The sequence below is a fragment of the Paenibacillus sp. SRL342 genome, from assembly GCF_984798905.1.
Window position 1 is genome coordinate 24457 of sequence record NZ_OZ481790.1, and the last position, 25066, is coordinate 49522.

At 45.8% G+C, this 25066-nt stretch carries 26 protein-coding genes and 1 riboswitch; of the genes, 24 read left to right on the forward strand and 2 right to left on the reverse strand.

Going from position 1 to position 25066, the window contains the following annotated elements; all coding sequences use genetic code 11:
- Positions 1-132 precede the first annotated feature (132 nt).
- The 6 genes from AC4E8D_RS00105 (at position 133) to rsmI (ending at position 4635) form a co-directional block, all read left to right on the forward strand.
- Positions 133-576, forward strand: coding sequence for a YaaR family protein (locus AC4E8D_RS00105; protein WP_076216772.1), 444 nt, complete (start codon positions 133-135; stop codon positions 574-576).
- Positions 577-585: 9 nt separating this feature from the next.
- On the forward strand, positions 586-1557 hold the full coding sequence (gene holB / locus AC4E8D_RS00110) for a DNA polymerase III subunit delta' (protein WP_221825859.1): 972 nt from the start codon (positions 586-588) through the stop codon (positions 1555-1557).
- 117 nt (positions 1558-1674) lie between these two features.
- Positions 1675-2475 (forward strand): PSP1 domain-containing protein, encoded by an 801-nt coding sequence (locus AC4E8D_RS00115; protein WP_053778939.1) that lies wholly within the window; start codon positions 1675-1677, stop codon positions 2473-2475.
- Between the two features lie 28 nt (positions 2476-2503).
- Entirely contained in the window at positions 2504-2872 is a 369-nt protein-coding gene (gene yabA / locus AC4E8D_RS00120; RefSeq protein WP_017691386.1) for a DNA replication initiation control protein YabA, read from the forward strand.
- A gap of 95 nt (positions 2873-2967) precedes the next feature.
- Positions 2968-3747 carry a tRNA1(Val) (adenine(37)-N6)-methyltransferase gene (locus AC4E8D_RS00125; protein ID WP_221825857.1) on the forward strand — a complete coding sequence of 260 codons (780 nt, stop codon included), beginning with the start codon at positions 2968-2970 and terminating at the stop codon, positions 3745-3747.
- The gene (rsmI, locus tag AC4E8D_RS00130) at positions 3748-4635 is read left to right on the forward strand and encodes a 16S rRNA (cytidine(1402)-2'-O)-methyltransferase (protein ID WP_221825848.1); all 888 of its coding nucleotides are present in this window, start codon (positions 3748-3750) and stop codon (positions 4633-4635) included.
- A gap of 266 nt (positions 4636-4901) precedes the next feature.
- Here the strand turns inward: rsmI and AC4E8D_RS00135 are convergent, their stop codons facing one another.
- A complete protein-coding gene (locus AC4E8D_RS00135; RefSeq protein ID WP_017691383.1) occupies positions 4902-5156 on the reverse strand; it encodes an AbrB/MazE/SpoVT family DNA-binding domain-containing protein in 255 nt (84 codons plus the stop codon).
- A gap of 317 nt (positions 5157-5473) precedes the next feature.
- On the opposite strand from AC4E8D_RS00135, the gene AC4E8D_RS00140 reads away from it, so the two are divergent.
- The 14 genes from AC4E8D_RS00140 to AC4E8D_RS00205 all read left to right on the forward strand — a co-directional run bounded on the left by AC4E8D_RS00140 (position 5474) and on the right by AC4E8D_RS00205 (position 18432).
- Positions 5474-6751 carry an HD domain-containing protein gene (locus AC4E8D_RS00140; RefSeq protein WP_237178564.1) on the forward strand — a complete coding sequence of 426 codons (1278 nt, stop codon included), beginning with the start codon at positions 5474-5476 and terminating at the stop codon, positions 6749-6751.
- 332 nt (positions 6752-7083) lie between these two features.
- A complete protein-coding gene (locus tag AC4E8D_RS00145) occupies positions 7084-7854 on the forward strand; it encodes a TatD family hydrolase (protein WP_237178565.1) in 771 nt (256 codons plus the stop codon).
- 241 nt (positions 7855-8095) lie between these two features.
- A riboswitch (cyclic di-AMP (ydaO/yuaA leader) is annotated at positions 8096-8349 on the forward strand.
- Positions 8350-8622: 273 nt separating this feature from the next.
- A complete protein-coding gene (locus tag AC4E8D_RS00150) occupies positions 8623-9807 on the forward strand; it encodes a resuscitation-promoting factor (protein WP_339180974.1) in 1185 nt (394 codons plus the stop codon).
- Between the two features lie 155 nt (positions 9808-9962).
- The gene (rnmV, locus tag AC4E8D_RS00155) at positions 9963-10508 is read left to right on the forward strand and encodes a ribonuclease M5 (RefSeq protein ID WP_076216767.1); all 546 of its coding nucleotides are present in this window, start codon (positions 9963-9965) and stop codon (positions 10506-10508) included.
- 4 nt (positions 10509-10512) lie between these two features.
- On the forward strand, positions 10513-11415 hold the full coding sequence (gene rsmA / locus AC4E8D_RS00160) for a 16S rRNA (adenine(1518)-N(6)/adenine(1519)-N(6))-dimethyltransferase RsmA (protein WP_307415471.1): 903 nt from the start codon (positions 10513-10515) through the stop codon (positions 11413-11415).
- A 59-nt stretch (positions 11416-11474) separates the two neighbouring features.
- Complete coding sequence (yabG, locus tag AC4E8D_RS00165) at positions 11475-12371, forward strand: sporulation peptidase YabG (protein ID WP_017691377.1); 897 nt, start codon at positions 11475-11477, stop codon at positions 12369-12371.
- A 153-nt stretch (positions 12372-12524) separates the two neighbouring features.
- Positions 12525-12800, forward strand: coding sequence for a biofilm formation stimulator Veg (gene veg / locus AC4E8D_RS00170; protein ID WP_017691376.1), 276 nt, complete (start codon positions 12525-12527; stop codon positions 12798-12800).
- Positions 12801-13050: 250 nt separating this feature from the next.
- Positions 13051-13227, forward strand: a complete 177-nt coding sequence (locus tag AC4E8D_RS00175) for a small, acid-soluble spore protein, alpha/beta type (RefSeq protein ID WP_017691375.1) — start codon at positions 13051-13053, stop codon at positions 13225-13227.
- A gap of 150 nt (positions 13228-13377) precedes the next feature.
- Positions 13378-14232, forward strand: a complete 855-nt coding sequence (gene ispE / locus AC4E8D_RS00180) for a 4-(cytidine 5'-diphospho)-2-C-methyl-D-erythritol kinase (RefSeq protein WP_339180979.1) — start codon at positions 13378-13380, stop codon at positions 14230-14232.
- A gap of 97 nt (positions 14233-14329) precedes the next feature.
- The gene (gene purR / locus AC4E8D_RS00185; protein ID WP_076216765.1) at positions 14330-15157 is read left to right on the forward strand and encodes a pur operon repressor; all 828 of its coding nucleotides are present in this window, start codon (positions 14330-14332) and stop codon (positions 15155-15157) included.
- Positions 15158-15345: 188 nt separating this feature from the next.
- Entirely contained in the window at positions 15346-15630 is a 285-nt protein-coding gene (gene spoVG / locus AC4E8D_RS00190; RefSeq protein WP_017691372.1) for a septation regulator SpoVG, read from the forward strand.
- A gap of 83 nt (positions 15631-15713) precedes the next feature.
- Positions 15714-15908 carry a hypothetical protein gene (locus tag AC4E8D_RS00195; RefSeq protein WP_124118801.1) on the forward strand — a complete coding sequence of 65 codons (195 nt, stop codon included), beginning with the start codon at positions 15714-15716 and terminating at the stop codon, positions 15906-15908.
- Positions 15909-15985: 77 nt separating this feature from the next.
- The gene (gene glmU / locus AC4E8D_RS00200) at positions 15986-17377 is read left to right on the forward strand and encodes a bifunctional UDP-N-acetylglucosamine diphosphorylase/glucosamine-1-phosphate N-acetyltransferase GlmU (RefSeq protein ID WP_405132370.1); all 1392 of its coding nucleotides are present in this window, start codon (positions 15986-15988) and stop codon (positions 17375-17377) included.
- A 101-nt stretch (positions 17378-17478) separates the two neighbouring features.
- Positions 17479-18432, forward strand: coding sequence for a ribose-phosphate diphosphokinase (locus AC4E8D_RS00205; RefSeq protein ID WP_017691370.1), 954 nt, complete (start codon positions 17479-17481; stop codon positions 18430-18432).
- A 260-nt stretch (positions 18433-18692) separates the two neighbouring features.
- Here AC4E8D_RS00205 and AC4E8D_RS00210 read toward each other — a convergent pair whose 3' ends face one another.
- Positions 18693-18893 carry a hypothetical protein gene (locus tag AC4E8D_RS00210; RefSeq protein WP_024633712.1) on the reverse strand — a complete coding sequence of 67 codons (201 nt, stop codon included), beginning with the start codon at positions 18891-18893 and terminating at the stop codon, positions 18693-18695.
- Between the two features lie 139 nt (positions 18894-19032).
- Here AC4E8D_RS00210 and pth point away from each other — a divergent pair, with 139 nt between their 5' ends.
- From pth to AC4E8D_RS00230, 4 genes are all read left to right on the forward strand, one after another.
- The gene (gene pth / locus AC4E8D_RS00215) at positions 19033-19593 is read left to right on the forward strand and encodes an aminoacyl-tRNA hydrolase (RefSeq protein WP_221825843.1); all 561 of its coding nucleotides are present in this window, start codon (positions 19033-19035) and stop codon (positions 19591-19593) included.
- A gap of 98 nt (positions 19594-19691) precedes the next feature.
- Positions 19692-19922 (forward strand): anti-sigma-F factor Fin, encoded by a 231-nt coding sequence (gene fin / locus AC4E8D_RS00220; protein WP_210110415.1) that lies wholly within the window; start codon positions 19692-19694, stop codon positions 19920-19922.
- 272 nt (positions 19923-20194) lie between these two features.
- Entirely contained in the window at positions 20195-23722 is a 3528-nt protein-coding gene (gene mfd / locus AC4E8D_RS00225) for a transcription-repair coupling factor (protein WP_490205707.1), read from the forward strand.
- On the forward strand, positions 23706-24866 hold the full coding sequence (locus AC4E8D_RS00230) for a peptidylprolyl isomerase (RefSeq protein WP_221825827.1): 1161 nt from the start codon (positions 23706-23708) through the stop codon (positions 24864-24866). The genes mfd and AC4E8D_RS00230 overlap by 17 nt, the downstream gene beginning before the upstream one ends.
- The last annotated feature ends 200 nt before the right edge of the window (positions 24867-25066 follow it).

Here is a 25066-nt window from a genome sequence, read left to right on the forward strand (position 1 = left end):
GATGGTGATGTGTATCTACCATTATATATAGAGTGTGATCAGCATATATAAAAGCCTCATTCTCACGCACAGGCGCAACGCGCACTGTGCTGATGGGCGATTGGCTAACTATGATAGAAAGCGGGCGTATCCATGAAAATCAATCCTGGATTCAGACCGATTCAGAGCGGGATCAGTACTACTGATTCAGGTTCCAAACCGGTTCAATCCAAAAATTTCTCTGATATGATGAATCACCAGGGGGAACGGGCCTCACAAGCTGAACTGAATCGCCGGTTTAGTGAAATCCAGCTTCAGGGCGATCGCTTGGCACGTTCCATGACGATTCGTGAACTGAAGGCGTATAAGCAACTTGTTAAAAGGTTCCTGGAAGAGACCGTTCGTCGCGGTGTATCCATGAAAGAGACAAGGGGTTGGGATCGTCGTGGCAGAGGCAAGCGGTATAAGCTGATTGATGAAATTGACTCCGCTCTGTTATCCATGGCTGATGAATTGCTGGATACAGAAGAAGGAAAAATCTCTCTATTACAACAAGTAGGCGAAATTCGGGGGATGCTTATTAATTTAAGCTTCTGAGGAGGAAGTATGTCCTTTCAACAGATTATGGGTCAACAAGCGGCCAAGCAAATGTTACAAAGCAGTTTAAGACGTCATGCAATAAGCCATGCGTATTTGTTTAGCGGTCCAGCTGGTAGCGGGCAACGGAAGACGGCAATTACCTTTGCCAAGGCAATATTCTGTACAGAGCTTGAAGATGACGCTTGTGGGCAGTGTCTTGAATGTCGTAAGGTGGATCATGGTAACCATCCGGATCTAACCATGCTTGCGCCAGATGGAAACAACATTAAAATAGATCAAATACGGGATCTGCAGCGTATCTTTTCATACCGATCAGAGGCAGGTCATCCCAAAGTATATATTATAGAACAAGCCGAGAAAATGACGGTGCAGGCAGCAAACAGTTTGCTCAAATTTCTGGAGGAACCGCAGGTACCAGCAGTCGGCATCCTGATTACGGATAATGGACAGGCCATGTTGCCAACGATCCGCTCACGCTCCCAATTGGTGCCGTTCAGTGCACTGAATCCGGAAGATATGCTGCAATCTCTGATCGAGGAAGGGCACCCTGCCAATCTGGCCCGCTCTGCCGTCCATTTAGCGTCAGGATTGGAAGCATGTAGAGAAATTCTCCAGCAGAATTGGTTTGCAGAAATTAGAAACGTAATGTTACAATTAGGGAAGGAGTCCCTGGGTAGAGGAAGCACATCATTGATCTCTGCACAGCAGAAGCTTTTTAAAACCGGACTCTCTGAACATCTGGACATGTTGCTTAGTTTGTTCCATCTATGGTTTAGGGACATGCTGTATGTTCAGTACGATAGGCATGAACATATCGTTTTTATAGATCAGTTAGACATGTTATCTCAGTTGGCACATACCCGCAGCACAGAGCAGTGGGTCTCCTATATGGATATGGCCGCAGGATGCAGAAAAAAATTGCGTTTCAACGTCAATGGCCAGCTTTGTCTGGAGCAATTTTTGATCGGTTTGGCATAAGACTGGGAGAGGGCAGAGTTAGCTCCAATCATATGCAAACGGTTATAACTTCGGCCGGTTCCCTAAGAAGACAGGGCTTCAGACGAAGTGGGGTTGGCTTACAAGGGGGTTAATTTTTTGTACAGTGTAGTGGGTGTCCGTTTCAAAAAAGCGGGCAAAATTTATTACTTCGATCCCCTGGACCTTCCCATTGAGAAAGAAAACTGCGTTATCGTGGAGACAGCGCGGGGGGTTGAGTACGGTAAGGTTGTCGTAGGTAAGAAGGAAGTGGGCGAGTCCGATGTGGTGTTGCCGCTGAAGAAAGTCATCCGCGTTGCGGGCGAGACAGATGCTCGTGTGGTTGATGAGAACAAGCGTGCAGCCAAAGAAGCATTCGGTACTTGTTTAAATAAAATCAAAGACCATGGCCTCAAAATGAAGCTGGTCGATGTGGAATTTACGTTTGATCGCAATAAAATTATATTTTATTTTACAGCTGAAGGAAGAGTTGATTTCCGGGAGCTGGTCAAGGATCTGGCAAGCATATTCCGGACACGAATCGAGCTGAGACAGATTGGTGTACGTGATGAAGCGAAGATGCTTGGCGGAATCGGACCTTGCGGCCGTGTGTTGTGTTGTTCTTCCTGGCTGGGAGACTTTGAGCCGGTATCAATCAAGATGGCTAAAGATCAGAGCCTGTCACTGAATCCGACGAAAATTTCAGGGTTGTGCGGAAGACTCATGTGCTGTCTGAAATTTGAGCATGATAACTATGAAAGTGTGAGAGAAGAACTGCCAGCTGTAGGCAAATTGGTCGTCACCTCATTGGGTGAAGGAAAAGTTGTCGGAATTAATGCCGGTAGCCGCACAGTCCATGTTCAACTGTTCGACATCAGTAAAGTCAAAGAACTTCCGCTGGATGACGTCGTTATCAAGTAAACCATAAAGGTTGCTTCGGGGTGGAAACTTGGAAAAGAAAAATCTGTTTACGCACATTCATGAAATGGAAACCCAACTGGGTCAGTTGCACGGTGATTTAGGAGAGTTAAAAATGATTGTGAAGGAGCTGCTTGAGGATAATCAGCGGCTTACCATCGAGAATGAGCAGTTACGCAAACTGCTCAAACGTGAGGCTCCGGCAGATCTGCCAATCTCCTCAGCACTCGCTCCTGTAGCGAGGCCAGCAGGTCCGGCTACAGGCGAGGATGTTGTGGGTGAAGGGTATGATAATCTGGCTCGGTTGTATCACGAAGGCTTCCATATCTGCAACGTCTATTATGGACATTTGCGGACGGAAGGCGATTGTCTGTTCTGCCTGTCTTTTTTGAATAAATGAAGTGACCGTAGGGATCCCCTACGGTTTTTTTTCAAGGTTATAAACCTAAACTAAACGAACATGAGATACAGAGTACCGGAGGATGAGCGTAACATATGAAAGCAAATGAAGTTGTGTTACATGAGTCAGAGCGGATTGATGATCTGCTCTCTCATGATCTGAGAATCATTCAAAGTGATGAAGTGTTTAGTTTTTCGATGGATGCCGTATTATTAGCCCGATTTGCTTCCGTACCTAAACGGGGGCGTGTACTTGATTTGTGTACGGGTAACGGGGTGGTTCCCATTTTGCTTACAACGCGTACGCAGGCCAATCTGGAAGGGGTCGAGATTCAGCCACGTTTGGCTGATATGGCGCGTCGAAGTGTGCAATTGAATGAACTGGACGAGTCGATTATGATTCGTGAAGGTGATTTGCGAGAATTGGTGAAAGAAACAGGACATGCTGTATACGATGCAATAACGGTTAATCCTCCATACATGCCTTTGAATGGCAGTGATCTTAAAATGAACACACATCAGGCCATGGCACGTCATGAGATCGGATGTACGCTGGAAGAAGTAATTCAGGCTTGCAGTCGACTTGTTCGTAATGGCGGAAAAGTATCGATGGTTCATCGTCCACAACGCCTTGCAGAGATTATCTCGCTCATGCGCGAATATAAGCTGGAACCCAAACGGATTCGGATGGTGCATCCCCGTGCTCATTTGGAAGCCAACATGGTATTAATTGAAGGAATGAAAGATGGTAAACCCGAAGTTAGGATGCTTCCTCCACTCATTGTCTACAATGAAGAGGGGACATACTGCGAAGAGATTATGGATATTTACTATGGTCAGCAACATGCTGAGCGTACTACGAAAGGAGGGCTTTAGATGACTTTGCATATTCAAAAAAGCTATGCGGAGCAGCCTGAAGGATCAGGCAAGCTATATCTGGTTGGAACACCCATTGGTAATCTGGAGGACATGACCTTCCGGGCGATCAAGACATTGCAGAGTTGCGACATCATTGCAGCAGAAGATACACGCCAGACCCGAAAGCTGCTTACGCATTTTGAAATTACACCTTCGATGCTGTTTAGTTATCATGAGCATAATAAGGGGGCGAGTGGACCTGAACTGATACGCTATATAATAGAAGGAAAAAATTTGGCACTCGTCAGTGATGCCGGTTTGCCAGCCATTTCGGACCCTGGTTCTGACCTTGTACAGCTTGCACTGGAGGCCGGAATAACGGTCATTCCCATCCCTGGACCCAACGCTGCGTTGTCTGCTCTGATCGTGTCCGGATTACCGACGGAGCGTTTTACATTCGGCGGTTTTTTGCCGCGGGAGAAAAAGGACATGCGAAAAGTGCTGGAGGCTTTTGACGAATCCAACGGGACTTTGTTATTCTATGAATCGCCTCACCGTATTCGGAAAACATTAGTCCACCTCGAAGAGATTCTGGGTGATCGTTCGATTGTCCTGGCTCGTGAACTAACCAAGCGTCATGAGGAATTCGCAAGGGGCACCGTGAAGGAATGTATAGACTGGCTTGAAGAACATCCGCCTCTTGGCGAGTACTGTTTGCTGGTAGAAGGCATTAAGGAAGAGGAGCGTAAGGCTGAGCGCGAAGCATGGTGGCAGCTCATGTCACTCGCGGATCATGTCAGCCATTATGAGGATGAAGGACATAACCGCAAAGATGCAATGAAAAAAACGGCTACTGATCGCGGTCTGACGAAGCGTGATGTATATAATGCATTAATTGAGCAGTAATCTAACCAAATATCTTCTGTTGTGGGGAACATAACCTGAAAAGAAGCTTATAACCAACCTTAGTGGAATATTAAAAAGAGCAGAGTGACTCAAAAAAATTTCATCGTTTCTTCCGGTTCTCGTGTGACAGAATTATTTTGGATAATGGAACCCATAACAAGGCAAAAAAATACCTTCCTCGGTGGGGTTCACACCGGGAAGGTCATTAAGGAATATTAAAAAGGTTAGAAATAACAATTTAGATAAGTCCAGTATACCTGTATTTTTTATTTTGCTACAGGTGCAGGGATTTCGGAAATACATTCGTTACAAACAATTTTACCTTTGAAGTAAGTAACGTTCTCTGCATTACCACAGAAGATACAAGCAGGCTCGTATTTTTTCAACATGATGCGCTCGCCGTCAACGTAGATTTCCAGAGCATCTTTTTCACCAATACCGAGCGTACGGCGCAATTCAATTGGAATAACTACCCGTCCCAGTTCGTCCACTTTTCTTACAATACCTGTTGATTTCATCATTATAATCAGTGCTCCTCTCAGCTAACTATCATTGTCATTATTCGACATTATTTTATGTTTTATGATACTCATCATACCAACGATTCCCAAATCAGTCAACCTTAAAATTAGCTTAAAATTAAGGCTGTTTTTCACAAGGTTACGGGTGGTAAGGGATTGGAAGCTGTTTTTCGCATTTAAACCTCAATGTCAGCTTTGTCGATTTGGAAAACGACAAAACTACTTCATTCGACAAAGTTCGTCATGTCGTGTCGAATCCTAGGTGAATCGTAGAGCTCAAAGCGTTAATATAAAAGAAATTAAAGGAGTGAGTCGACATGGAACAACGTTTAACGGAAGAGAAAGTATTCAAAGATCCGGTACATAATTATATCCACGTGCAAGATCCGGTTATATGGCAGTTAATTAACACCCCGGAATTTCAGCGTTTACGCCGGATTCGTCAGCTGGGTACTTCTTACCTTACCTTTCACGGAGCAGAGCATAGTCGGTTCTCACATTCACTAGGTGTTTATGAGATCACACGCAAGATCATCTCTCAATTTGAAAGAAGTCATTATTCGGATTGGCCGAAGGAAGAAAAGATTGTAGCTCTGTGTGCAGCTCTGCTTCATGATCTCGGGCATGGGCCATTCTCTCACTCCATCGAGGAAGCTTTTGACATGAATCACGAAGATTGGACTTGTCGCATCATTACAGGTGATACCGAAGTAGGGGCGATCTTAAGACGGTATGCTCCTGATTTTCCTGAGAAAGTAGCATCTGTCATTCAAAAAACGTATGAAAAGCCGATTGTTGTGAACTTGGTGACCAGTCCGCTTGATGCAGACCGAATGGATTATTTGCTCAGGGATGCCTATTTTACAGGTGTAAATTACGGCACGATTGACCTTGATCGTATCCTTCGGATGCTGCGTCCTTATCATGGGCGGATTGTAGTCAAGGAGTCAGGCATGCATGCTGTGGAGGATTACCTAATGTCTCGGTATCAGATGTATTGGCAGATTTACTTCCATCCGGTAACTCGTAGTTCTGAAATTATATTGCGGCAAATATTCAAGCGAGCGAAAACACTCATACAACATGGTTTTCAATTCCGCTTCATGATTGATCCACTCCCTCAACTATTTGAAGGGGAATTATCCGTAGATGAATATTTGCAGTTGGATGAAGCATTAATTCAGACGGCATTTACGCAGTGGCGCAAGGAGGACGATACTGTTCTGAGTGAGTTATGCGAACGTTTTATGGATCGCAAGTTATATAAGTATGTAGAGCTTGAACAGGTCGACTTGACAATGATGGAAGAGATTCGGGAAGCTTTTGTACAGGCTGGCCTCGATCCCGAATATGATCTTGAAATTGATTTTCCTTCGGATAATCCGTATGATGTGTTTCGTCCGGATGAATCCACAGATAAGCAGATTCTTCTTCTGGATCGACAGGACAATTTACGTGAGTTGTCAGAAGTATCTGACATTGTCCGTTCCATCAGTGGGCTTCACCGAGGGAAACATCATTTGTATTACCCGCAAAACAAGGTGGATGCGATTATTCACGAATTACCGTCACATATACGCCCCTATTTCTTGTAATCGTGTGGGTATAATCCGATGAAGAATTTTGATATCAAAACACTTTCTAAAAGAGCTATTTTTCATGATACAGTAATCTGCTTTAATGGGGAGTATATGTAGATCGACATAATTTTGTAAATGCAAGCAGGCAAAATGAGCGCAATTAGCAATATATAGATCAGAATATCCGTATCTCTTCTATATATTGTAGTTGTGAAGAAACAAACGTGATGATGTAATACACAGATTACCCAAAATGTTTTATGTACGAGTCATTAAATTATTGGAATTTACAAATTAAATTTACAAAAGAAGATAGTCGTTATTTCGACATGAAGGGAGATACAGACATGATGCTGTTCGACACACATACACATCTGGATGCACCACAATTCGACGAGGACCGCGAGGACATGATTCAGCGTGCTGTGGATGCAGGAGTTGGTCGCATGATCAACATTGGCTTTAACCGGGAGACGATTCCAACCACAATGAAACTCGCTGAAACATATGATTTTATATATGCAGCTGTAGGGTGGCATCCCGTAGATGCGATCACAATGCAGGAGGGCGATTTGGAGTGGATTGCATCTTTATGCAAGCATGAAAAAGTGGTTGCGATTGGTGAGATTGGATTGGATTATCACTGGGACACTTCACCAAAGGAAATACAGCATCGCGTATTACGACAACAAATTGCTTTGGCGCGTGAAGTGAAGATGCCGATTGTCATCCATAATCGGGATGCACATGAGGATATCATAAGAATTTTGCGTGAAGAGAAAGCGGGTGAGGTTGGTGGTGTGATGCACTCGTTCTCGGGCAGCTGGGAAACAGCAAAAAGTTGTCTCGATATGGGCTTCCATCTCTCCTTCGGAGGACCAATCACATTCAAAAATGCAAAGCAGCCCAAAGAGGTGCTGGAGAAGGTTCCTATGGACCGGTTTTTCATTGAAACAGATGCTCCATATTTGACACCTCACCCTTATCGTGGGAAGCGAAATGAGACAGCGCATGTACGTCTGGTTGCAGAGGCAGCTGCGGAAATTAAAGGCATTTCGGTGGAGGAAATTGCTGCAATAACAACCAAAAATGCCATGGAACGATTTGGAATTCGTTAAAAAAACGAGTAAATGAGGTGAAAAAGGCAGGTAAGCGGAGTTAATTTGCCCTTTGATCCAAATAAATCAAGAATATTACAATATTTTAACCAAATATTCAGAAAAACGTACTTGATCAACGCTTTACAACATGCATCAAAACAGGATATCATCTTTTCAGTGAATTGTTGTGCGGAAAATTGGACAGATGTTCGGGGGATGAACAAAGGGACACTTTCCGATGAAACAACATTACTTTCATGAATCAGTCTCGCTGAGTCTCCGTTAACGGAGAGCGGGGGAACCAATAGGGCTTAAACATCGGTGTATTTGGCCGATGCGCAACGTTCGCTGACCCAAAAGCAGCGAAGGGAACTGCGAAGCCGTATTTGATTTCTTCTTTGGGTCTCGGGGTGAATTCAAGGGCGTCCGCCATGAGCGGGTGACCCAAGATAGGGCGGCTCTCTTTCGCCCGAACCCGACAGCTAACCTCGCAAGCGGAAAAAGAGAGGTAACCTCGTGCATGAATTTCCGATATTCAAAATCATTCGGAAGCCACGAAAGAGTTCCTCTTACACTCTTTCTTTGGCTTTTTTGTTTTTGAATAAAAGAAATATTGTCATCATACGGTAGGTATTCAGGAGGATGACATCATGTTGCGAAGATTGATTCATGGTGCAGAACCGGATTATGTTGGTCCAATCTGTGTTCTGTAGAAAATTTGGTATAGTCACGTCAAAGACATCATGCATTACTTTAGACGGCGAGGCTATGAAGGAGGACGGAGAAGTGGGCACATTCCAACCAGAAGAGACCCATGAGTCACGATCATCCAGTAAGTCTTTCGCGTTGCGGTGGAAGCATGAGAACATGCGTCAAATGGCATTGATCGCGATTTTCTCAATTGCGCTTACAATCATGATCTTGTTAGTCGTTTACGGTCAGGCCGGGAAACAAATTTCGCTGGTTATTGATGGCAAAGCTCAGGTGGTAGAGACTCGTACAGGAATGCTTCAGGAAATGCTGGAGGAGCAGTCGATCACAGTCAGCCCTCACGATAAGGTATCCATGTCCATGAATGGGGCGATTACAGATGGAGACCGAATCGTTATTGAGCGGGCCGTTCCAGTTAACATTACGGCAGACGGAGACACCAAGACTCTGTATACAACCGATTCATCGGTGGAAGATGCAATTCAAAAATCAGGTATTCAAGTTGAAAGTAATGATAAAGTGTATCCGGCGCTCGGAACTGCGATCAAAGCGGAGATGAAGATCCGTGTAGTGCGCGTAACAAAGCGTACAGTGGAAGTAGAGCAACCGATCGCTTACAAAGTTATTAAAACGGCTGACCCTAGCTTGTACAAAGGGGATAACCGTGTCGTTGTAAACGGCAAAGAAGGCACACTTGTACAGCATATCGAAAAGGTATTTCAGGATGGAGAATTGGTCTCCAAAAAAATGGTCGGCAAATCTGTCGCGAATAATCGTGTAGATAAAGTGATCGCTGTCGGCACCAAAGCAAAACCGGTCGTGAAAGAACCTGAGATTCAGACTGTATCGGCTCAAACTTCAACAACCAAAAAGGCTACAACAACGAACTCGAAGAAAACATCTGCCTCGGGCAGCAAAGTGATTACTGTATCCGGGACTTCTTTTAAATACTCCAAAGTACTTAAAAATGTATCCATGACTGCCTACTCTTCCGAAGAGCCTGGCATTGGTACTAAAACAGCTTCCGGTACTCGTGTAACGGAAGGTCGCACCATTGCGGTTGATCCCAAAGTCATTCCAATTGGCTGGTGGGTATATATCGAAGGTCTGGGATTCCGTCGTGCGGAAGATACAGGCGGTGCCATTAAAGGCAACAAAATTGATGTATATTATGACAGTGTGAAGCATGCCCTGAATTTTGGACGTAAGAAAGGCAAGACGGTCTACGTGATCGGTCCGGTGAAGCCGGAAGCGAACTAAAATCGTTTTACTTTGAAATGGGAATGCTATAAAATAGTTGCATGAATGATTCATGCGGAATATGCGGCGGAGGAGTCTGAATTCAGTCTCCCCCGCCGTTTGGCAGAGAAGAGGATATTCCTCTTCTTTTTGCGTTAGAAAGGAAGAAATGGAACATGATAAAAGAAGTCATTGTGGTGGAAGGCCGTGACGATACGGTAGCTATCCGTCGGGCCGTTGAAGCCGATACAATAGAAACAGGTGGATCAGCAATCAACCAACGCATTCTGAAGCGGATTGCGCTTGCTCAGGAGAGACGGGGAGTCATTGTACTGACAGATCCGGATCATGCTGGCGAACGCATTCGTAAAATTATTGCGAATAAGGTGCCTGGCTGCAAACATGCCTTCATTCCGGAAGCCGATGCAACGCGTAAAGGGGACATTGGGGTGGAGAATGCCTCACCTGAAGCGATCCGTCATGCTCTGGCGCGCGTACATACTTCATACGAAGGTGCTCCGAGCCTGATCGATTGGGAGGACCTGATCGCGGCAGGACTTATCGTGCATCCGCAGGCTGCTGCACGTCGCATGGAGATGGGCAATCTGCTGGGCATCGGTTATTGTAACGGTAAGCAGTTCCACAAACGTCTCAGTGTATTTCAGATTACACGGGAAGAGTTCTCTACAGCATTAGCGCAAATTGAACGTGAAGGAATGTGAGCATATGAAGGATATGGAAGAGACGATAGAAATTGCAACGCCCAAGCGAACCAAAGAGATTATTCAAAGACACGGATTCTCATTCAAGAAAAGTCTGGGTCAGAACTTTCTGATCGATCAAAATATACTGAACAAAATTGTTAATGCAGCCGATTTGGACGAGTCCAAGGGCGCGTTAGAGATCGGGCCGGGTATTGGAGCCCTTACGGAGCGACTGGCTCGGGTAGCAGGTCCTGTCACAGCCGTAGAGATTGATCAGCGCTTGATCCCAATCCTGGGAGAAGTGATGCAGCCTTATTCGAATGTACGTGTTCATCATGGGGATGTGTTGAAGCTTGATCTGGCTGAGTTGTTTAATACGGATTTTGCATCCGTGGACAAAGTCAGTGTCGTGGCTAACCTGCCTTATTATGTAACGACTCCAATTATGATGAAACTGTTGGAAGAGAAGCTGCCGGTAGACAGTATTGTTGTCATGATCCAAAAAGAAGTGGCTGAACGCATGGCTGCTGCACCAGGATCAAAAGACTACGGCAGTCTGAGCATCGCAGTTCAGTACTACAGTATGCCGGAGCTTGTGTGTATTGTGCCGCCTACAGTCTTCATTCCGCAACCTAATGTGGAATCAGCTGTCATTAAGCTGAAAGTGCGTGAGAAACCACCAGTGGAGATTCCGGATGAAGCACACTACTTCGAAGTGGTACAGGCTTCTTTTGCCCAACGGAGAAAAACAATCTCAAACAACTTGAAGGCACGTTTCTTCACAAAGGAGAACCGGGAACAGGCAGACATTCTGCTGGAGCAGGCAGGTATTCAACCGTCCCGACGTGGAGAGACGTTGAGTCTGCAAGAGTATGCCACACTCAGCACCGTAATGTGGGAAGCAGGGGTACGTGCAGCACTGTAAAATTTGAATGAACCAAACCGGGTCTCTGCCCATACGATGGGGTAGAGGTGATTACGTTGATGAATATCGGAGACTTGGTCGTTCGGAAGTCATACGGCGGCGATGTGACTTTTCGGGTGGAAGGCCTCCAGTTGGATGCTGCGGTCATTAAAGGGACTGAGTTCCGGCTGATTGCCGATTCCCCGGTGGACGATTTGATACAGGTTCCCTACGAACCACAAAGCGCCAAGACCAGACAGGCGCATATTAAAGCACATCAGACCCTGTCCCGTCTGCAGCAGAATCGTATGGAACAGGCTGAGCGGAATCGGGAAGGTCTGGTACAGGATTGGTCTGCTCAGCAGGAACCGGCTTATTTTGAAATGCCTGGAAAGGTGCTTCATCTGGATGGAGATCCGAACTATTTGAAAAAAAGTATGGATCTCTATGAGCAACTTCGTGTGCCCGCAGAGGGACAATATGTCCATGAATCGGCAATGGCAGATACCCTATACCGTTTATTACCCAAAGTACGTCCGGATATCGTAGTCATTACGGGTCATGATGGGGTCCTAAAGACACGTCAGCCCTATGACTTATATAGTCTTGGTAGCTACAAGAACTCGCAAAATTTTGTGTCGGCCATTCAGGTGGCCCGACAATATGAACGCCATCTGGATGCACTGACTATTGTGGCAGGGGCCTGTCAGTCCCATTTTGAGGCACTGCTGCGCGCTGGAGCGAACTTTGCCAGTTCTCCAGGGAGAATTCTCATTCATGCACTTGATCCGGTCTATGTGGCAGCCAAGGCCTCCTTTACCTCTGTGCGGGATACGGTCAACATGAGTGATGTTCTGCACAATACCATCAGTGGCAGCCAGGGTGTGGGTGGTGTCGAGACACGGGGGAGTTATCGAGTAGGTCTGCCTGGACTGAATGATTTATCTACGTTAAAAGTGAACCCCTCGGCAGTCTGATGTAGGCCATTTAAAGTCCCAATTTGGGGCTTTTTTTGTTTGCAAAAAAATTCATTGACAACAACTTTTTGATGCTGATATAATAATTAGTTTTGATTTGACAATGACTGTAAAAACCGGTATAATGGACAAGAAAAGAGGTGGTCGTCGACAATGGCTAAAAACACGCTGTTGGATATCAAACGCAATCTCGATGCACATATTGGTCAGAAAATTATGTTGCGGGCTAATGGTGGCCGCCGTAAGACCATTGAGCGTACGGGTGTATTGGAAGAAACGTACCCTTCTGTTTTTATTGTTAAGCTTGATGAGGAGCAAGAAACCTTCAAGCGAGTTTCTTATAGTTATGCGGATATACTTACGGAGTCGGTGGAAGTCATGGTTTATGACCCGGGCAGCCAGACGCATAGCTCCTATATGGAGACGTAAGTATCGATTTACAGGCGATTCGCCCCACAAGGCGGATCGCTTTTTTGTTTTTTTAAAATCAATTCGCCCTCTAACGTAACCCATACATACTCAGGAATGAGCAAGGAACGGTCGCGGCATACTATATGGACAGGTAAAGAGTCAGTTTCTGAAGCAATGCAGGGAAACTGAATTTGGCCTGATGGCAAGATGTCCAAAACGTGAACGAACTCATCACATTATGAAGGATACTTTGGAGGAGGATGGTTTCATGAGTCGCAGAAGAAGAAGTGTCATGTCAGAGGATCTGAAGAATGAACTTGCGAAAGACCTGGGCTTCTACGATACGGTCCAACAGGAAGGTTGGGGTGGAATCAAAGCCAAGGATGCAGGAAACATGGTGAAAAGAGCCATTCAACTCGCTGAGCAGGCTGCCCGCAAATCTTAATCTGGTTCAAGCTGACAGAAAAGCGGGGGAAATCCATCAGGAACTACCCCGCTTTTTCCCCTTAGATGCGGAATAGAAATGACTTGACAGCCCCATTTTGATATAATATGTTAAGTTGTCTTAGGGAAAAGGTGAGGACGGGTGAACGCCTTGAAAATTTACGAAAAAGCGCCTGCTAAAATTAATTTGATGCTGGACGTTTTACATAAAAGAAGCGATGGGTTCCATGAAGTTGAAATGATCATGACCATGGTCGATCTGGCTGATCGGCTGGAAATGTCGGAGCTGCCGCGAGATACTATTTTCATCTCCAGTCAGGCGGGGTATATCCCGCTGGATGAGAAAAATTTGGCTTTCCAGGCAGCTCGGCTTATTAAGGAACGCTATAACGTGCGCACGGGAGTTCATATTCATCTGGACAAAAAGATTCCAGTTGCAGCTGGACTTGCAGGCGGTAGCAGTGATGCAGCAGCAACTCTGCGCGGATTGAACCGTCTCTGGCGGCTCAATATACCGGATCACGAACTACAGGAGCTTGGAGCTGAACTTGGTTCGGATGTTCCATTCTGTATCACAGGAGGGACAGCGCTCGCTACAGGACGTGGTGAGAAATTGACGCCCATGCCTAATCCGCCGCAATGCTGGGTTATTCTGGCCAAGCCTCCTATTAATGTGTCTACAGCCGATGTATACGGACGGTTTCGTAGTGACAAGATTGTTCGGCATCCGAGTGCGAAGAAAATGGAGCAGGCTATTCGTGACCAATCATTTACGGATGTATGTAACCAGATGGGCAATGTGCTTGAAGATGTAACGTTGAAGCTGTATCCGGAAGTTCAGCATCTGAAGGATGCCATGATTCGTCTGGGTGCAGACGGTGTGCTGATGTCAGGCAGTGGTCCAACGGTATTTGGTTTGGTGTCGAAAGAATCCAAGGTTGCCCGGATATACAATGGTCTGCGCGGCTTCTGCAAAGAAGTGTACGCTGTACGTATGTTGACGTAAAATTCGCTTTTATAATGTACAAACACGTATAAAGGTGGTATATTTTTAAATAATTATTCGGATTTAGATGTTTCCGTGATCGTGAGGATGGATCTCTGTGAAGAAGTTAAAACGAAGCGCAAGGCTGGTTGAAATGACGCAATACTTATTGTCCAGACCGCATACGGTTATTCCGCTCACCACATTTGCCGAACGCTATGGAGCCGCGAAGTCTTCGATTAGTGAAGATTTGGCGATTATCAAGGAAGTGTTCGAAGAAGGTGGGTCAGGAGAACTGAATACACTGGCTGGAGCAGCCGGGGGAGTTAGATGGATTCCGAAGGTGTCCCGAGAGCTGGCATTGGCTTTTGCAGAGCGACTCTCGACCCAGCTCGCGCAGCCTGATCGGATCTTGCCTGGAGAATACCTGTACATGTCTGATCTGCTCGGACAGCCCGCATTGATGAATGAAGCCGGCAAGATCTTTGCAACGGCCTTTGGCAACATGAATATTGATGTGGTTATGACGGTAGAAACCAAGGGAATTCCACTGGCTTATGCGACCGGAGCCCAGCTCAACCTGCCTGTTGTGCTCGTACGCAGGGACCATCAGGCTACAGAAGGATCGGCCGTAAGTATCAATTATGTATCGGGGTCCCATAAAAGTCTGCACACCATGTCCCTGTCTCGCAGGGCGATGCGTGAGCACTCCAGAGTACTTATTGTGGATGACTTCATGAAGGCTGGGGGTACGGTGCAAGGAATGATCGATCTTTTGGCCGAGTTTAATGCTACGGTAGCCGGGGTAGGGGTACTGGTTGAATCTGGTTCTGTAGATTCAGAAGAACGCCTGCTAACAGATTACGTATCTCTGGCGAAACTGACAGCGGTTGATGCCAAGAGCAGACAGATTTCCGTCAAGCCGGGCAACTATTTTGACCTGTAGAAAGATGACGAATGTTATGTCGTTAAAAGGTCTTTTCCATCGACCTGGCACTAACGTTGTCGAATTGTGTATTAAATAAAAAAATTCCTGAAATTAGGAAATTTTTGTGGTTATAAAAAGAAGGAGTTCGTATATGCTGTGTGGAATTATACACCAAGTTCTGATGGAAAAAGGTGGTGAACACACACATGCAAATTACGGATGTCAGACTCCGCCGTGTTAACTCGGAGGGGAGAATGAAGGCTATCGCATCCATTACCATCGATAACGAATTCGTCGTTCATGACATTCGTGTCATTGATGGTAACAACGGAATGTTTGTTGCTATGCCGAGCAAGCGTACTCCTGATGGAGAGTTCCGTGATATCGCCCACCCGATCTCTTCCGGTACGCGTGAGAAGATTCAGGCAGCAGTTTTGACTGAATACGATCGTGCAGCAACTGAGGAAGAAGTCATTGAAGAAGGTGCCTGAGAACATTATTGGGGTTCGAAGGAAAAGAGAGCCATGTCTTATGGCTCTCTTTTCTTTTTGACCGGAATAAGATATATTCAGTATTGAGTTTATTAGCAGAGAACAAAAAGCGCATCGTGCGCTTGGTGGCAGGGCGGCATCTTAGGAATCATTGGGATTCGGTTAAGCTCGCAGGTACACGGCGTATACATATAGGTCACGATTCGTTGGTGTCCGCGTTGTTACGTGTGATTACAGAGACAGCAGGCGATGAACAGGACCGGCTTGAAGCCGGCTGAACGATACTCATTGGATATGGATCAGCAATGCATTTCAATGGGATTTTCAGAACAGGAGGTCGTTAATTTTGAAACGAATGGCAATCGTTCTTGCCGCAGGGCAAGGGAAACGAATGAAATCAAAATTGTACAAAGTACTGCATCCCGTATGCGGTAAACCTATGGTTGGACATGTGCTGGATGCAGCACTCAGCGCAGGCGTTGAACGCAGTGTAGTTGTAGTCGGTCATGGTGCCGAAGCGGTGCAGTCATTTTTGGGTTCCAGAGCAGAGTATGCACTCCAGGCAGAACAACTGGGTACAGGTCATGCAGTGAAGCAGGTTAAATCTTTGCTTGGCGGCGAAACAGGCTCTACAATTGTGGTCTGTGGAGATACACCGCTTGTAACCAGTGAGACGTTGGAAGGTCTGATGAAGCTCCATGAGAGTAGCGGAGCAGCAGCGACAGTTCTTACGGCTCAGTTGGACAATCCCAAAGGTTATGGCCGCGTTATTCGCGGAGAAGATGGATCTGTACAACGGATTGTGGAACAGAAGGATTGCACGGAGCAGGAAGATGCTGTGAATGAGATTAACACGGGCACATACTGTTTCGATAATGCAAAATTGTTCGCTGCCCTGGAGAAAGTGACGAACCAGAACGCTCAGGGAGAGTATTATCTCACAGACGTAGTTGGCATTTTCCGCAATGATGGAGAAGTAGTTGAAGCTTACATGTCGGATGACATCGCAGAATCTATCGGGGTTAATGACCGACTCGCACTTTCGCAAGCCGAAGCCTTCATGCGTGAACGTCTTGCCGCACGTCATATGTTGAACGGTGTTACGATCATTGATCCGTCATCGACATATATCGGAGCGGATGTTACGATTGGATCAGATACAGTTTTGTATCCGGGGACGATTCTCAAAGGCACAACTTCCATTGGTGAAGCATGTCATATTGGTCCTCAGGCAGATGTGGAAGACAGCGTTATTCAGGACGGAGTTACGATTAAACATTCGGTAGTATCCAATGCCGAGGTTGGTTCTGATGCAACGGTTGGTCCATTTGCTAATTTGCGTCCAGGGACTAAACTGGGTCGCAACGTAAAAATTGGTGACTTTGTTGAAGTGAAAAATGCTACAATTGATGAAGGTTCCAAAGTATCTCATCTCAGCTATATTGGAGATGCCAAAGTAGGGAAAAACGTAAATGTTGGATGCGGGGCAATAACTGTCAATTATGATGGTTATAATAAAGCTGTGACAACGATTGAAGATGATGCTTTTGTAGGCAGCAACGTCAATCTGATTGCACCGATTACGGTAGGAAAAGGCGCTTATGTGGTTGCTGGCTCCACCGTTACCCATTCCGTTCCCGAGAATGATCTGGCCATTGCTCGTCCACGTCAGGAGAATAAACCTGGTTATGCGGAGAAGATTCGCGGACGTGCCAAAGCCAAGAAACAAAATGCCAAACCCCAATAAGGGGTTTTGATAACAAGATTGCCTCCCGAAAATCGGGGAGGTGCCGACATGTCGCAGACGCTTATTGATTCCAATGAACCAGCACGGAGGGTTTTTATTTTATGACTTATTTTGATTCGAAATTAAAAATATTTACTTGCAATTCTAACCCCAAGCTTGCCCATCAAATTGCTGATTATATCGGGATCCCTATGGGTGAATCTCACACAACCAGCTTTAGTGATGGCGAGATTCAAGTGAAACTCTCCGAGAGTGTTCGGGGTTGTCACGTTTATATCGTGCAGTCCACTTGCTTGCCGGTTAATGATAACCTGATGGAAATGCTCGTTATGATTGATGCACTCAAACGGGCATCTGCCAAGACGATTAACGTCGTTATTCCTTACTATGGCTATGCAAGACAGGATCGCAAGGCACGTTCGCGTGACCCGATTACAGCGAAACTGGTTGCCAACCTTATTGAAAAAGCGGGTGCAACCCGTGTCATCGCGATGGACTTGCATGCAATGCAGATCCAGGGATTCTTCGACATTCCGGTTGACCATTTGCTCGGCGTGCCAATTCTGGCTCAATATTTCCGGTCGAAACAGATCGAAAATCCAGTTGTTGTGTCGCCTGATCACGGTGGCGTAGTGCGCGCACGTAAACTGGCTGATTTCCTGAATGCGCCCCTGGCGATTATCGATAAACGTCGTCCTGAGCCAAATGTGAGCGAAGTGATGAACATTATCGGTAACATCGAGGGTAAAACAGCCATCCTGATCGATGACATTATTGACACGGCGGGAACGATTGTACTGGGAGCGAATGCTCTGATGGAAGGCGGCGTAAAAGAAGTATACGCGTGCTGTACTCACCCGGTATTGTCCGGACCTGCGATGGAACGTTTGGAGAATGCACCGTTGAAGGAAGTCATCGTAACGGATACCATTCCAATTACGCATGCTAATCCGACAAGCAAACTCAAAGTGTTGTCTGTAGCGCCTTTGCTCGGAGAAGCGATTATCCGGGTTCATGAGGAATTATCAATCAGCAAGCTGTTTGAAATTGAATAAGGATGTCTGCATAAAGTAGTAGAGGGGTTACGTTTTCCGGTTCAATGGAAAATGTAACCCCTGTCGGCGTGCCGTTTTATTAAAAGTGAAACAGACGCTGGTCAGTCCATATAATTTGAACTACTAATTTACACAATAATGGAGAGGGCAGAAAAGATCTGAAGAAGTGAAGTTAAAAGCTTTCTGAAAGAAAGCTGCTTCGGAAGATGTTTCTGCACGCGCAGTAATCCAGTGTAAAATGGTTCGTTCATCTTATATGGTTAATACCCGGGGCGGGAGATAAATCGGAAACGACGCCGATGAAAAAGCGTGTCAGCAATTTCGACGAATTGATTATCGAAACGTGTGATTAGACCAATCTCAATATGGGTGTCGCGGTCGTATACCTGTACAGGTACGTGATATTCGAGATGATAGATAAAATCGCTATGTTGAGTCAGTTGTCCATTGTCTTCGCGCAAAACCCGCTCACCTTCCTGGGTCGATAAAATATTAACTGTGAACACTACAGTAAATCGATCTTTACTTTCTTGATATTATATGAAATATAACATTCGAAGTCTATGCCTCACCTCAGGCTAATCCGAAGGAGGGAACAAGATGAAGTGGATTGTTGGACTTGGAAATCCAGGCTCGAACTATGCCAAAACTCGTCATAATATCGGTTTTATGGCATTGGATCGGTTGGCTAATCGTCATAATATCTCCATTACACAGAATAAATGTAAGGCGCTGATTGGAGAAGGCAATATTGGCGGTGTGAAAACCGTACTGATCAAACCAATGACCTATATGAACTTGTCTGGTGAATCGGTTCGAGCCTATATGGATTTTTATAAAGTTAGTCTTGAAGATCTGATTGTTGTGTATGACGACATGGATACAGAGATTGGCAAAGTCAGATTGCGTTATCAAGGTAGTGCAGGCGGACATAATGGAATCAAGTCCATTATTCAGCATACCGGTACACAGCAGTTTAACCGGGTACGCATGGGAATATCCCGGCCCGAACCAGGACATGCCATTGTTGATTATGTACTGTCAACATTCATGAAGAAAGAAAAAGAAGCCCTGGATCAGACCATTGAGCAAACGTGTGATGCCTTGGAGCATAGCTTGACTCATACGTTCGAACAAACAATGGCGAAGTTTAACGGTTAATTTTGTAGACATACTTGGTAAAATAATCATAAAAGACGGGTTCGATTCAGCCATACTGGACATACTGGATGTATAAACCATGTTCAGGAGGCATAAACATGTCAGTGAATTACGTATGTAGGCATTGCCGTACCTTTATTGGACGAATCGATTCTGCCCAGATAACGGAAGTAGAGCTCGGCTTTCATTTCTTGACCCCCGACGAGCGGAGGGATATAATAGCGTATAATTCCGGTGGTGACATTACCGTTCGGATTACATGTGATTACTGTAAGGAAGCCCTGGAGCATAATCCGGAGCTTAGCCTGCTCGCGAGTCCGCTTCAGTAGACATCGCCTGCACAGGATCGAATGACAGTTGAGGGTGGTTGCGTAATAACGCTCCACCTTTTATAGCCTTGGCAGCCTGCTGAGGCTTCTTTTCAGTTGGCATGAAAGCCATAGCTATCTCGAAATCAGGCTCAGCCGCATCAACAGATGTGGCAATGTTGCGAGTAATCCGATATGATGAAACAGGACAAAAAGGAATTTGTATCCATTTTAATAGTGATGCTACGCGTATGCGTGAGATAATCAAGTAAGTTATAAGAGAGGTGCCCCTTTTGTTACAAGCACTTATACAGGCTTTTTCCAAAGATCCGGACTTCGGGTCCATTACAGCCGGAATCAAGTCCGGCATGAAGGAACAATTGGTTTCGGGTCTATCCGGCTCGGCGCGTCAGATTATGCTGGCTGCTCTGCATCAGGAAATGAACCGACCATTGCTCGTAGTAACACATAATATGTTTTCAGCTCAAAAAATTGCAGAAGATTTACAGGAAGCGCTTTCACCTGATCAGGTGTTGATCTATCCTGCCAACGAACTTGTCGCTGCTGAAGCTGCTGTTTCCAGCTCGGAAACATTGGGTCAGCGCATTGATGTGTTGGTCCGCTGCGCCCAGGGATTCAGGGGCGTTGTTGTTATTCCTTTTTCCGGGGTAAGACGTTATGTTCCGCTTCCGGAAGTGATGGCCAATGCTCGAATTTTGATTAAACAAGGCAACACACTTCAACTGGACTCCTTCCTGCTGGAGATGGTAAAGCTCGGATATGAGCGTGTGGAACGCGTGGAATCTCGTGGTGAGATGAGTGTACGCGGAGGTATCATCGACTTCTATCCGGTTACTTCATCGATCGCATATCGGGTGGAGTTATTTGATGATGAGATCGACTCCATTCGGACATTTGATCCAGCAGATCAACGTTCGATTGAACGGATTGAAGAAATTACGGTTTTACCATGCAAGGAGTTAATTGCAGATCGTGAACGTATGGAAAAGGCTGCCGATGCGGCTGCTCTTTTGCTGGAGCAACAGCTGGAGAAAATGACGGACCGGCAGGCGAAGCTGCGTCTTCGTGAAGAAATTCACCGGGAGATCGAGCTTTTGCGGGAACACGTGTATTTCTCCGAAATGTACAAATATATTTCTCCGCTCTATCCGGAGAACAAAACGATCTACGACTATATGCCGGAAGATACCCTGCTGGTACTAGATGAGCCTGCCAGACTATCGGAGACATCGAAACAACTGGACCGTGATGAATCGGAGTGGAACCTGCATTTGATGCAAAACGGAAAAACACTTCCGGATCTTCCATTATCCGCAGACGGTGATGAACTCTTGTATGAGCGTCCATTCCAGACGCTGTTTATGTCGATCTTTTTGCGCCAAGTTCCACACACTCAACCACAAAACATTCTGAACTTCATCAGTCGTGGCATGCAGGATTTCCATGGACAGATGAACGTACTTAAGGCAGAGATGGAGCGTTGGCAGAAGGCCGGAGTCAAAGTGCTCATGCTGGCGAACGGTGAAGAGCGACTCGAGCGGATGCGCCGGGTACTGATGGACTATGATATTCCAGAGCCAGAGATGATGATCGGTAATTTGCAAACGGGATTTGAAATGCCGTCCATTCATTTGGCTGTTGTGACCGAGGGCGAGATGTTCTCGCAAAAACAGCGTAAAGTACGCAAACCGATTCGGAATGTAGATAATGCTGAACGGATCAAATCCTATAGCGAGCTAAAAGTGGGCGATTATGTCGTTCATCAGAACCACGGGATTGGTAAGTACCTTGGGATCGGCACGCTCGAGGTTGGCGGTATTCATAAGGACTACATGCATATTCTCTATGCGGGTGGAGACAAACTGTCTGTACCTATTGAGCAGATCGATCTGATTCAGAAATATGTTGGTTCCGAAGAGAAAGAACCGAAAATATATAAGCTGGGCGGCAATGAGTGGACACGGGTTAAAAATAAAGTCCGCACATCCGTACAGGATATTGCTGATGATCTGATTAAGCTGTATGCAGAGCGTCAGACCTCCAAAGGTTTTGGATTCGACAAGGATTCCGCGGAGCAGCAGGAGTTTGAGGACATGTTCCCTTACGATGAGACGCGTGATCAGGTACGTGCGATTGAAGAAATCAAGAAGGACATGGAACAAAACCGTCCAATGGATCGTTTATTGTGTGGGGATGTTGGTTACGGCAAAACTGAGGTCGCTATTCGAGCTGCATTTAAGGCAGCTATTGAAGGTAAACAAGTGGCTGTACTTGTTCCAACAACCATTTTGGCACAGCAGCATTTTGAGACATTCCGTGAGCGCTTCTCCGGTTATCCGTTCAACATTCATGTGCTTAGCCGGTTCCGCTCCCGTAAAGAGCAGAATGAAACAGCCAAAGGCATCAAGGCAGGCACAGTGGATATTGTCATCGGGACGCATCGATTGCTGTCGCAGGATCTGGTGTTCAAGGATCTGGGACTACTCATTGTTGATGAAGAACAGCGCTTCGGAGTAACTCATAAGGAAAAACTGAAGAAGCTGAAAACCAATGTGGACGTGCTGACGCTGACGGCAACGCCGATTCCGCGTACGCTTCATATGTCCATGCTGGGTGTGCGTGATCTGTCCGTTATCGAGACTCCGCCAGAGAATCGGTTCCCGGTACAGACCTATGTGGTTGAACACAGCCAGGCGCTTGTCCGCGAAGCGATTGAGCGTGAACTTGCCCGTGGTGGGCAAGTGTATTACCTCTACAACCGTGTTCAGGGAATCCAGGAGATGGCTGCCGAAATTTCTGAACTTGTGCCTGAGGCCAAAGTTGGTGTGGGACATGGTCAGATGTCGGAAACAGAGCTGGAGAAAACGATTCTCGACTTCCTGGATGGTGAATATGACGTGCTTGTGAGCACAAGTATCATCGAGACCGGGGTAGATATTCCGAACGTAAATACACTGATCGTACATGATGCGGATAAAATGGGACTCTCCCAGCTGTATCAGCTGCGCGGACGTGTGGGTCGTTCCAATCGTATTGCGTATGCCTATTTTACGTACCAACGGGATAAAGTCCTTACTGAAGTTGCTGAGAAACGTCTGCAATCAATCAAAGAATTTACCGAACTGGGTTCAGGATTCAAAATCGCCATGCGTGACTTGTCGATTCGTGGTGCGGGAAATCTGCTAGGAGCGGAGCAGCATGGTTTCATCGCTTCCGTCGGGTTTGATCTGTATTCCCAGATGCTCGCAGAGGAGATCAACAAACGCAAAGTTACGATGCTTGGCGAAGAGCCGGTACTTTCAGACCAGTGGAACACAACTCTGGATCTCAGTATCGATGCCTACTTGCCGTCCGATTATATCTACGACAGCATTCAGAAGATTGAGATCTACAAAAAAGTGGCGGTCATTGCATCCTTCGACGATGCGATGGAGTTGGAAGACGAATTGGTTGACCGATTCGGTGATCTTCCGGAGGCCGTTATCAACCTGCTGGCTGTTGCACGGATGAAAGTATACGGCAAGATCTACGGTATTGAGTCGATTTCCCAACGTGGTGAGGACATTACCGTGAAGTTCTATGAAGGGCGTGAACATGCCTTTGAACTCTCGAAAATCGCGCACATTGGAAATCAGTTCGAAAGACGTGTACAATTTGAACAAGGACCCCATATGCTGATTCACGCTAAAGGCAAGGGGCTTGGGGATAAGCAACTGATGGAGCTGGTAGAGAAAATTCTGGAGTCCATGAAAACTGCTTTTAAATCAAAGGGGGAACTAAAGGATGTTACCAAAGTATAAAAAAGTAGGAAAAGTACTGTCTGTGAGCATGGTCGCAGTACTATCCTTATCACTGCTTGCTGCATGTGGCAAGAAGGAAGAAGCAAAAGCACCTGAATCGACGGATACAAGTGCTGTAGTCGCTACGTATGATGGTGGTACCATTACAGCCAATGAATTCGACATGGAGCAACGTGTCATGAAATTCCTTTATCCGGAGTATGCACAAATGATGGATATGGATGATTTCAAAGAGTATCTGGTGAAACAGGAAGTTGCTTATGAATATCTGAGTGGCAAAGCAAGTGAAGAAGCCAAAACAGCAGGTACCAAAACAGCAACCGAGCAATTTGATAAAATGAAAGCTTCTGTTCAGGCAGATCAATGGACTGAGATGCTGAAAGCTCAGAACCTGACTGACCAGAACATTAAAGATTATATGACTCGCATCATGACGGTAATCAAAGACAAAGAAACAGGCGTTACGGAAGATGCCATCAAGGCTGAGTTTGAGAAAAACAAAGATCAGTTCACTACGGCTTCCGTTCGTCACGTGCTGATTAACTTCACAGATCCAAAAACGCAAAAAGAACGTAAAAAAGAAGATGCACTTAAAATTGCAAAAGAAGTAAAAACCAAGTTGGATGGCGGAGCTGATTTTGCTGAAATTGCAAAAAAATATTCCGAAGATCCAGGTTCTGCTGAAAAGGGTGGACTGTATGAAAATACACCTGTAGGCAGCTGGGTAGAGGCATTTAAGGAAGCTGCAAAAACATTGCCACTGAACAAAATCAGTGATCCAGTAGAGACAGAGTACGGTTACCACGTCATGAAAGTGGAAGCTCGTACAGAAGCTGACTTTGCCAAATTGACGGCTGAACAAAAAGAAAGTTTGAAGAGCCAATTGGCTGCAGCCGAAATCGATACGTTCATGCAAAATGAATTGGACAAAATCGTAAAAGAAGTTAAACTGCCAAAAACAGAAAAAGCTGAAGAAGGTAAGACTGAAGGCACAACTGAAGGCACTACGGGTACAGGAACTGAAGGAGAGAAAACAACCGAACCAAAAACGGATGACTCCACAGGTACGGATACCAAGACTGACCAAGGTACGACTGGAACAGACAAAGATGCAACTACAGATGAAGGTACAAGCAGCAAGTAAGCTGGTAAAATTGCTGTGTTAGCATACGTTCAGGGGTTAAATTTGCCCGAATGAATGCTTTGTATGACGCAAATATGGACAACCATACAGAGAAGCAAGGGGAGGACTTAGGACCTCCTTCTTGCTTCTTCTTTTATATATTCAAGTCGTATGGGTACATGGTCGCCTTCTTCGAAAGTTACACAACTATATTCTCCGAA

What these genes read in the sequence shown, in the direction of transcription:
- AC4E8D_RS00105 (WP_076216772.1), top strand. Translation starts at nt 133, where the DNA reads ATGAAAATCAATCCTGGATTCAGACCGATTCAGAGCGGGATCAGTACT.
- holB (WP_221825859.1), top strand. Translation starts at nt 586, where the DNA reads ATGTCCTTTCAACAGATTATGGGTCAACAAGCGGCCAAGCAAATGTTA.
- AC4E8D_RS00125 (WP_221825857.1), top strand. Translation starts at nt 2,968, where the DNA reads ATGAAAGCAAATGAAGTTGTGTTACATGAGTCAGAGCGGATTGATGAT.
- rsmI (WP_221825848.1), top strand. Translation starts at nt 3,748, where the DNA reads ATGACTTTGCATATTCAAAAAAGCTATGCGGAGCAGCCTGAAGGATCA.
- AC4E8D_RS00135 (WP_017691383.1), bottom strand. Translation starts at nt 5,156, where the DNA reads ATGATGAAATCAACAGGTATTGTAAGAAAAGTGGACGAACTGGGACGG.
- AC4E8D_RS00140 (WP_237178564.1), top strand. Translation starts at nt 5,474, where the DNA reads ATGGAACAACGTTTAACGGAAGAGAAAGTATTCAAAGATCCGGTACAT.
- AC4E8D_RS00145 (WP_237178565.1), top strand. Translation starts at nt 7,084, where the DNA reads ATGATGCTGTTCGACACACATACACATCTGGATGCACCACAATTCGAC.
- rnmV (WP_076216767.1), top strand. Translation starts at nt 9,963, where the DNA reads ATGATAAAAGAAGTCATTGTGGTGGAAGGCCGTGACGATACGGTAGCT.
- rsmA (WP_307415471.1), top strand. Translation starts at nt 10,513, where the DNA reads ATGAAGGATATGGAAGAGACGATAGAAATTGCAACGCCCAAGCGAACC.
- yabG (WP_017691377.1), top strand. Translation starts at nt 11,475, where the DNA reads ATGAATATCGGAGACTTGGTCGTTCGGAAGTCATACGGCGGCGATGTG.
- veg (WP_017691376.1), top strand. Translation starts at nt 12,525, where the DNA reads ATGGCTAAAAACACGCTGTTGGATATCAAACGCAATCTCGATGCACAT.
- AC4E8D_RS00175 (WP_017691375.1), top strand. Translation starts at nt 13,051, where the DNA reads ATGAGTCGCAGAAGAAGAAGTGTCATGTCAGAGGATCTGAAGAATGAA.
- spoVG (WP_017691372.1), top strand. Translation starts at nt 15,346, where the DNA reads ATGCAAATTACGGATGTCAGACTCCGCCGTGTTAACTCGGAGGGGAGA.
- glmU (WP_405132370.1), top strand. Translation starts at nt 15,986, where the DNA reads ATGGCAATCGTTCTTGCCGCAGGGCAAGGGAAACGAATGAAATCAAAA.
- AC4E8D_RS00205 (WP_017691370.1), top strand. Translation starts at nt 17,479, where the DNA reads ATGACTTATTTTGATTCGAAATTAAAAATATTTACTTGCAATTCTAAC.
- pth (WP_221825843.1), top strand. Translation starts at nt 19,033, where the DNA reads ATGAAGTGGATTGTTGGACTTGGAAATCCAGGCTCGAACTATGCCAAA.
- fin (WP_210110415.1), top strand. Translation starts at nt 19,692, where the DNA reads ATGTCAGTGAATTACGTATGTAGGCATTGCCGTACCTTTATTGGACGA.
- AC4E8D_RS00230 (WP_221825827.1), top strand. Translation starts at nt 23,706, where the DNA reads ATGTTACCAAAGTATAAAAAAGTAGGAAAAGTACTGTCTGTGAGCATG.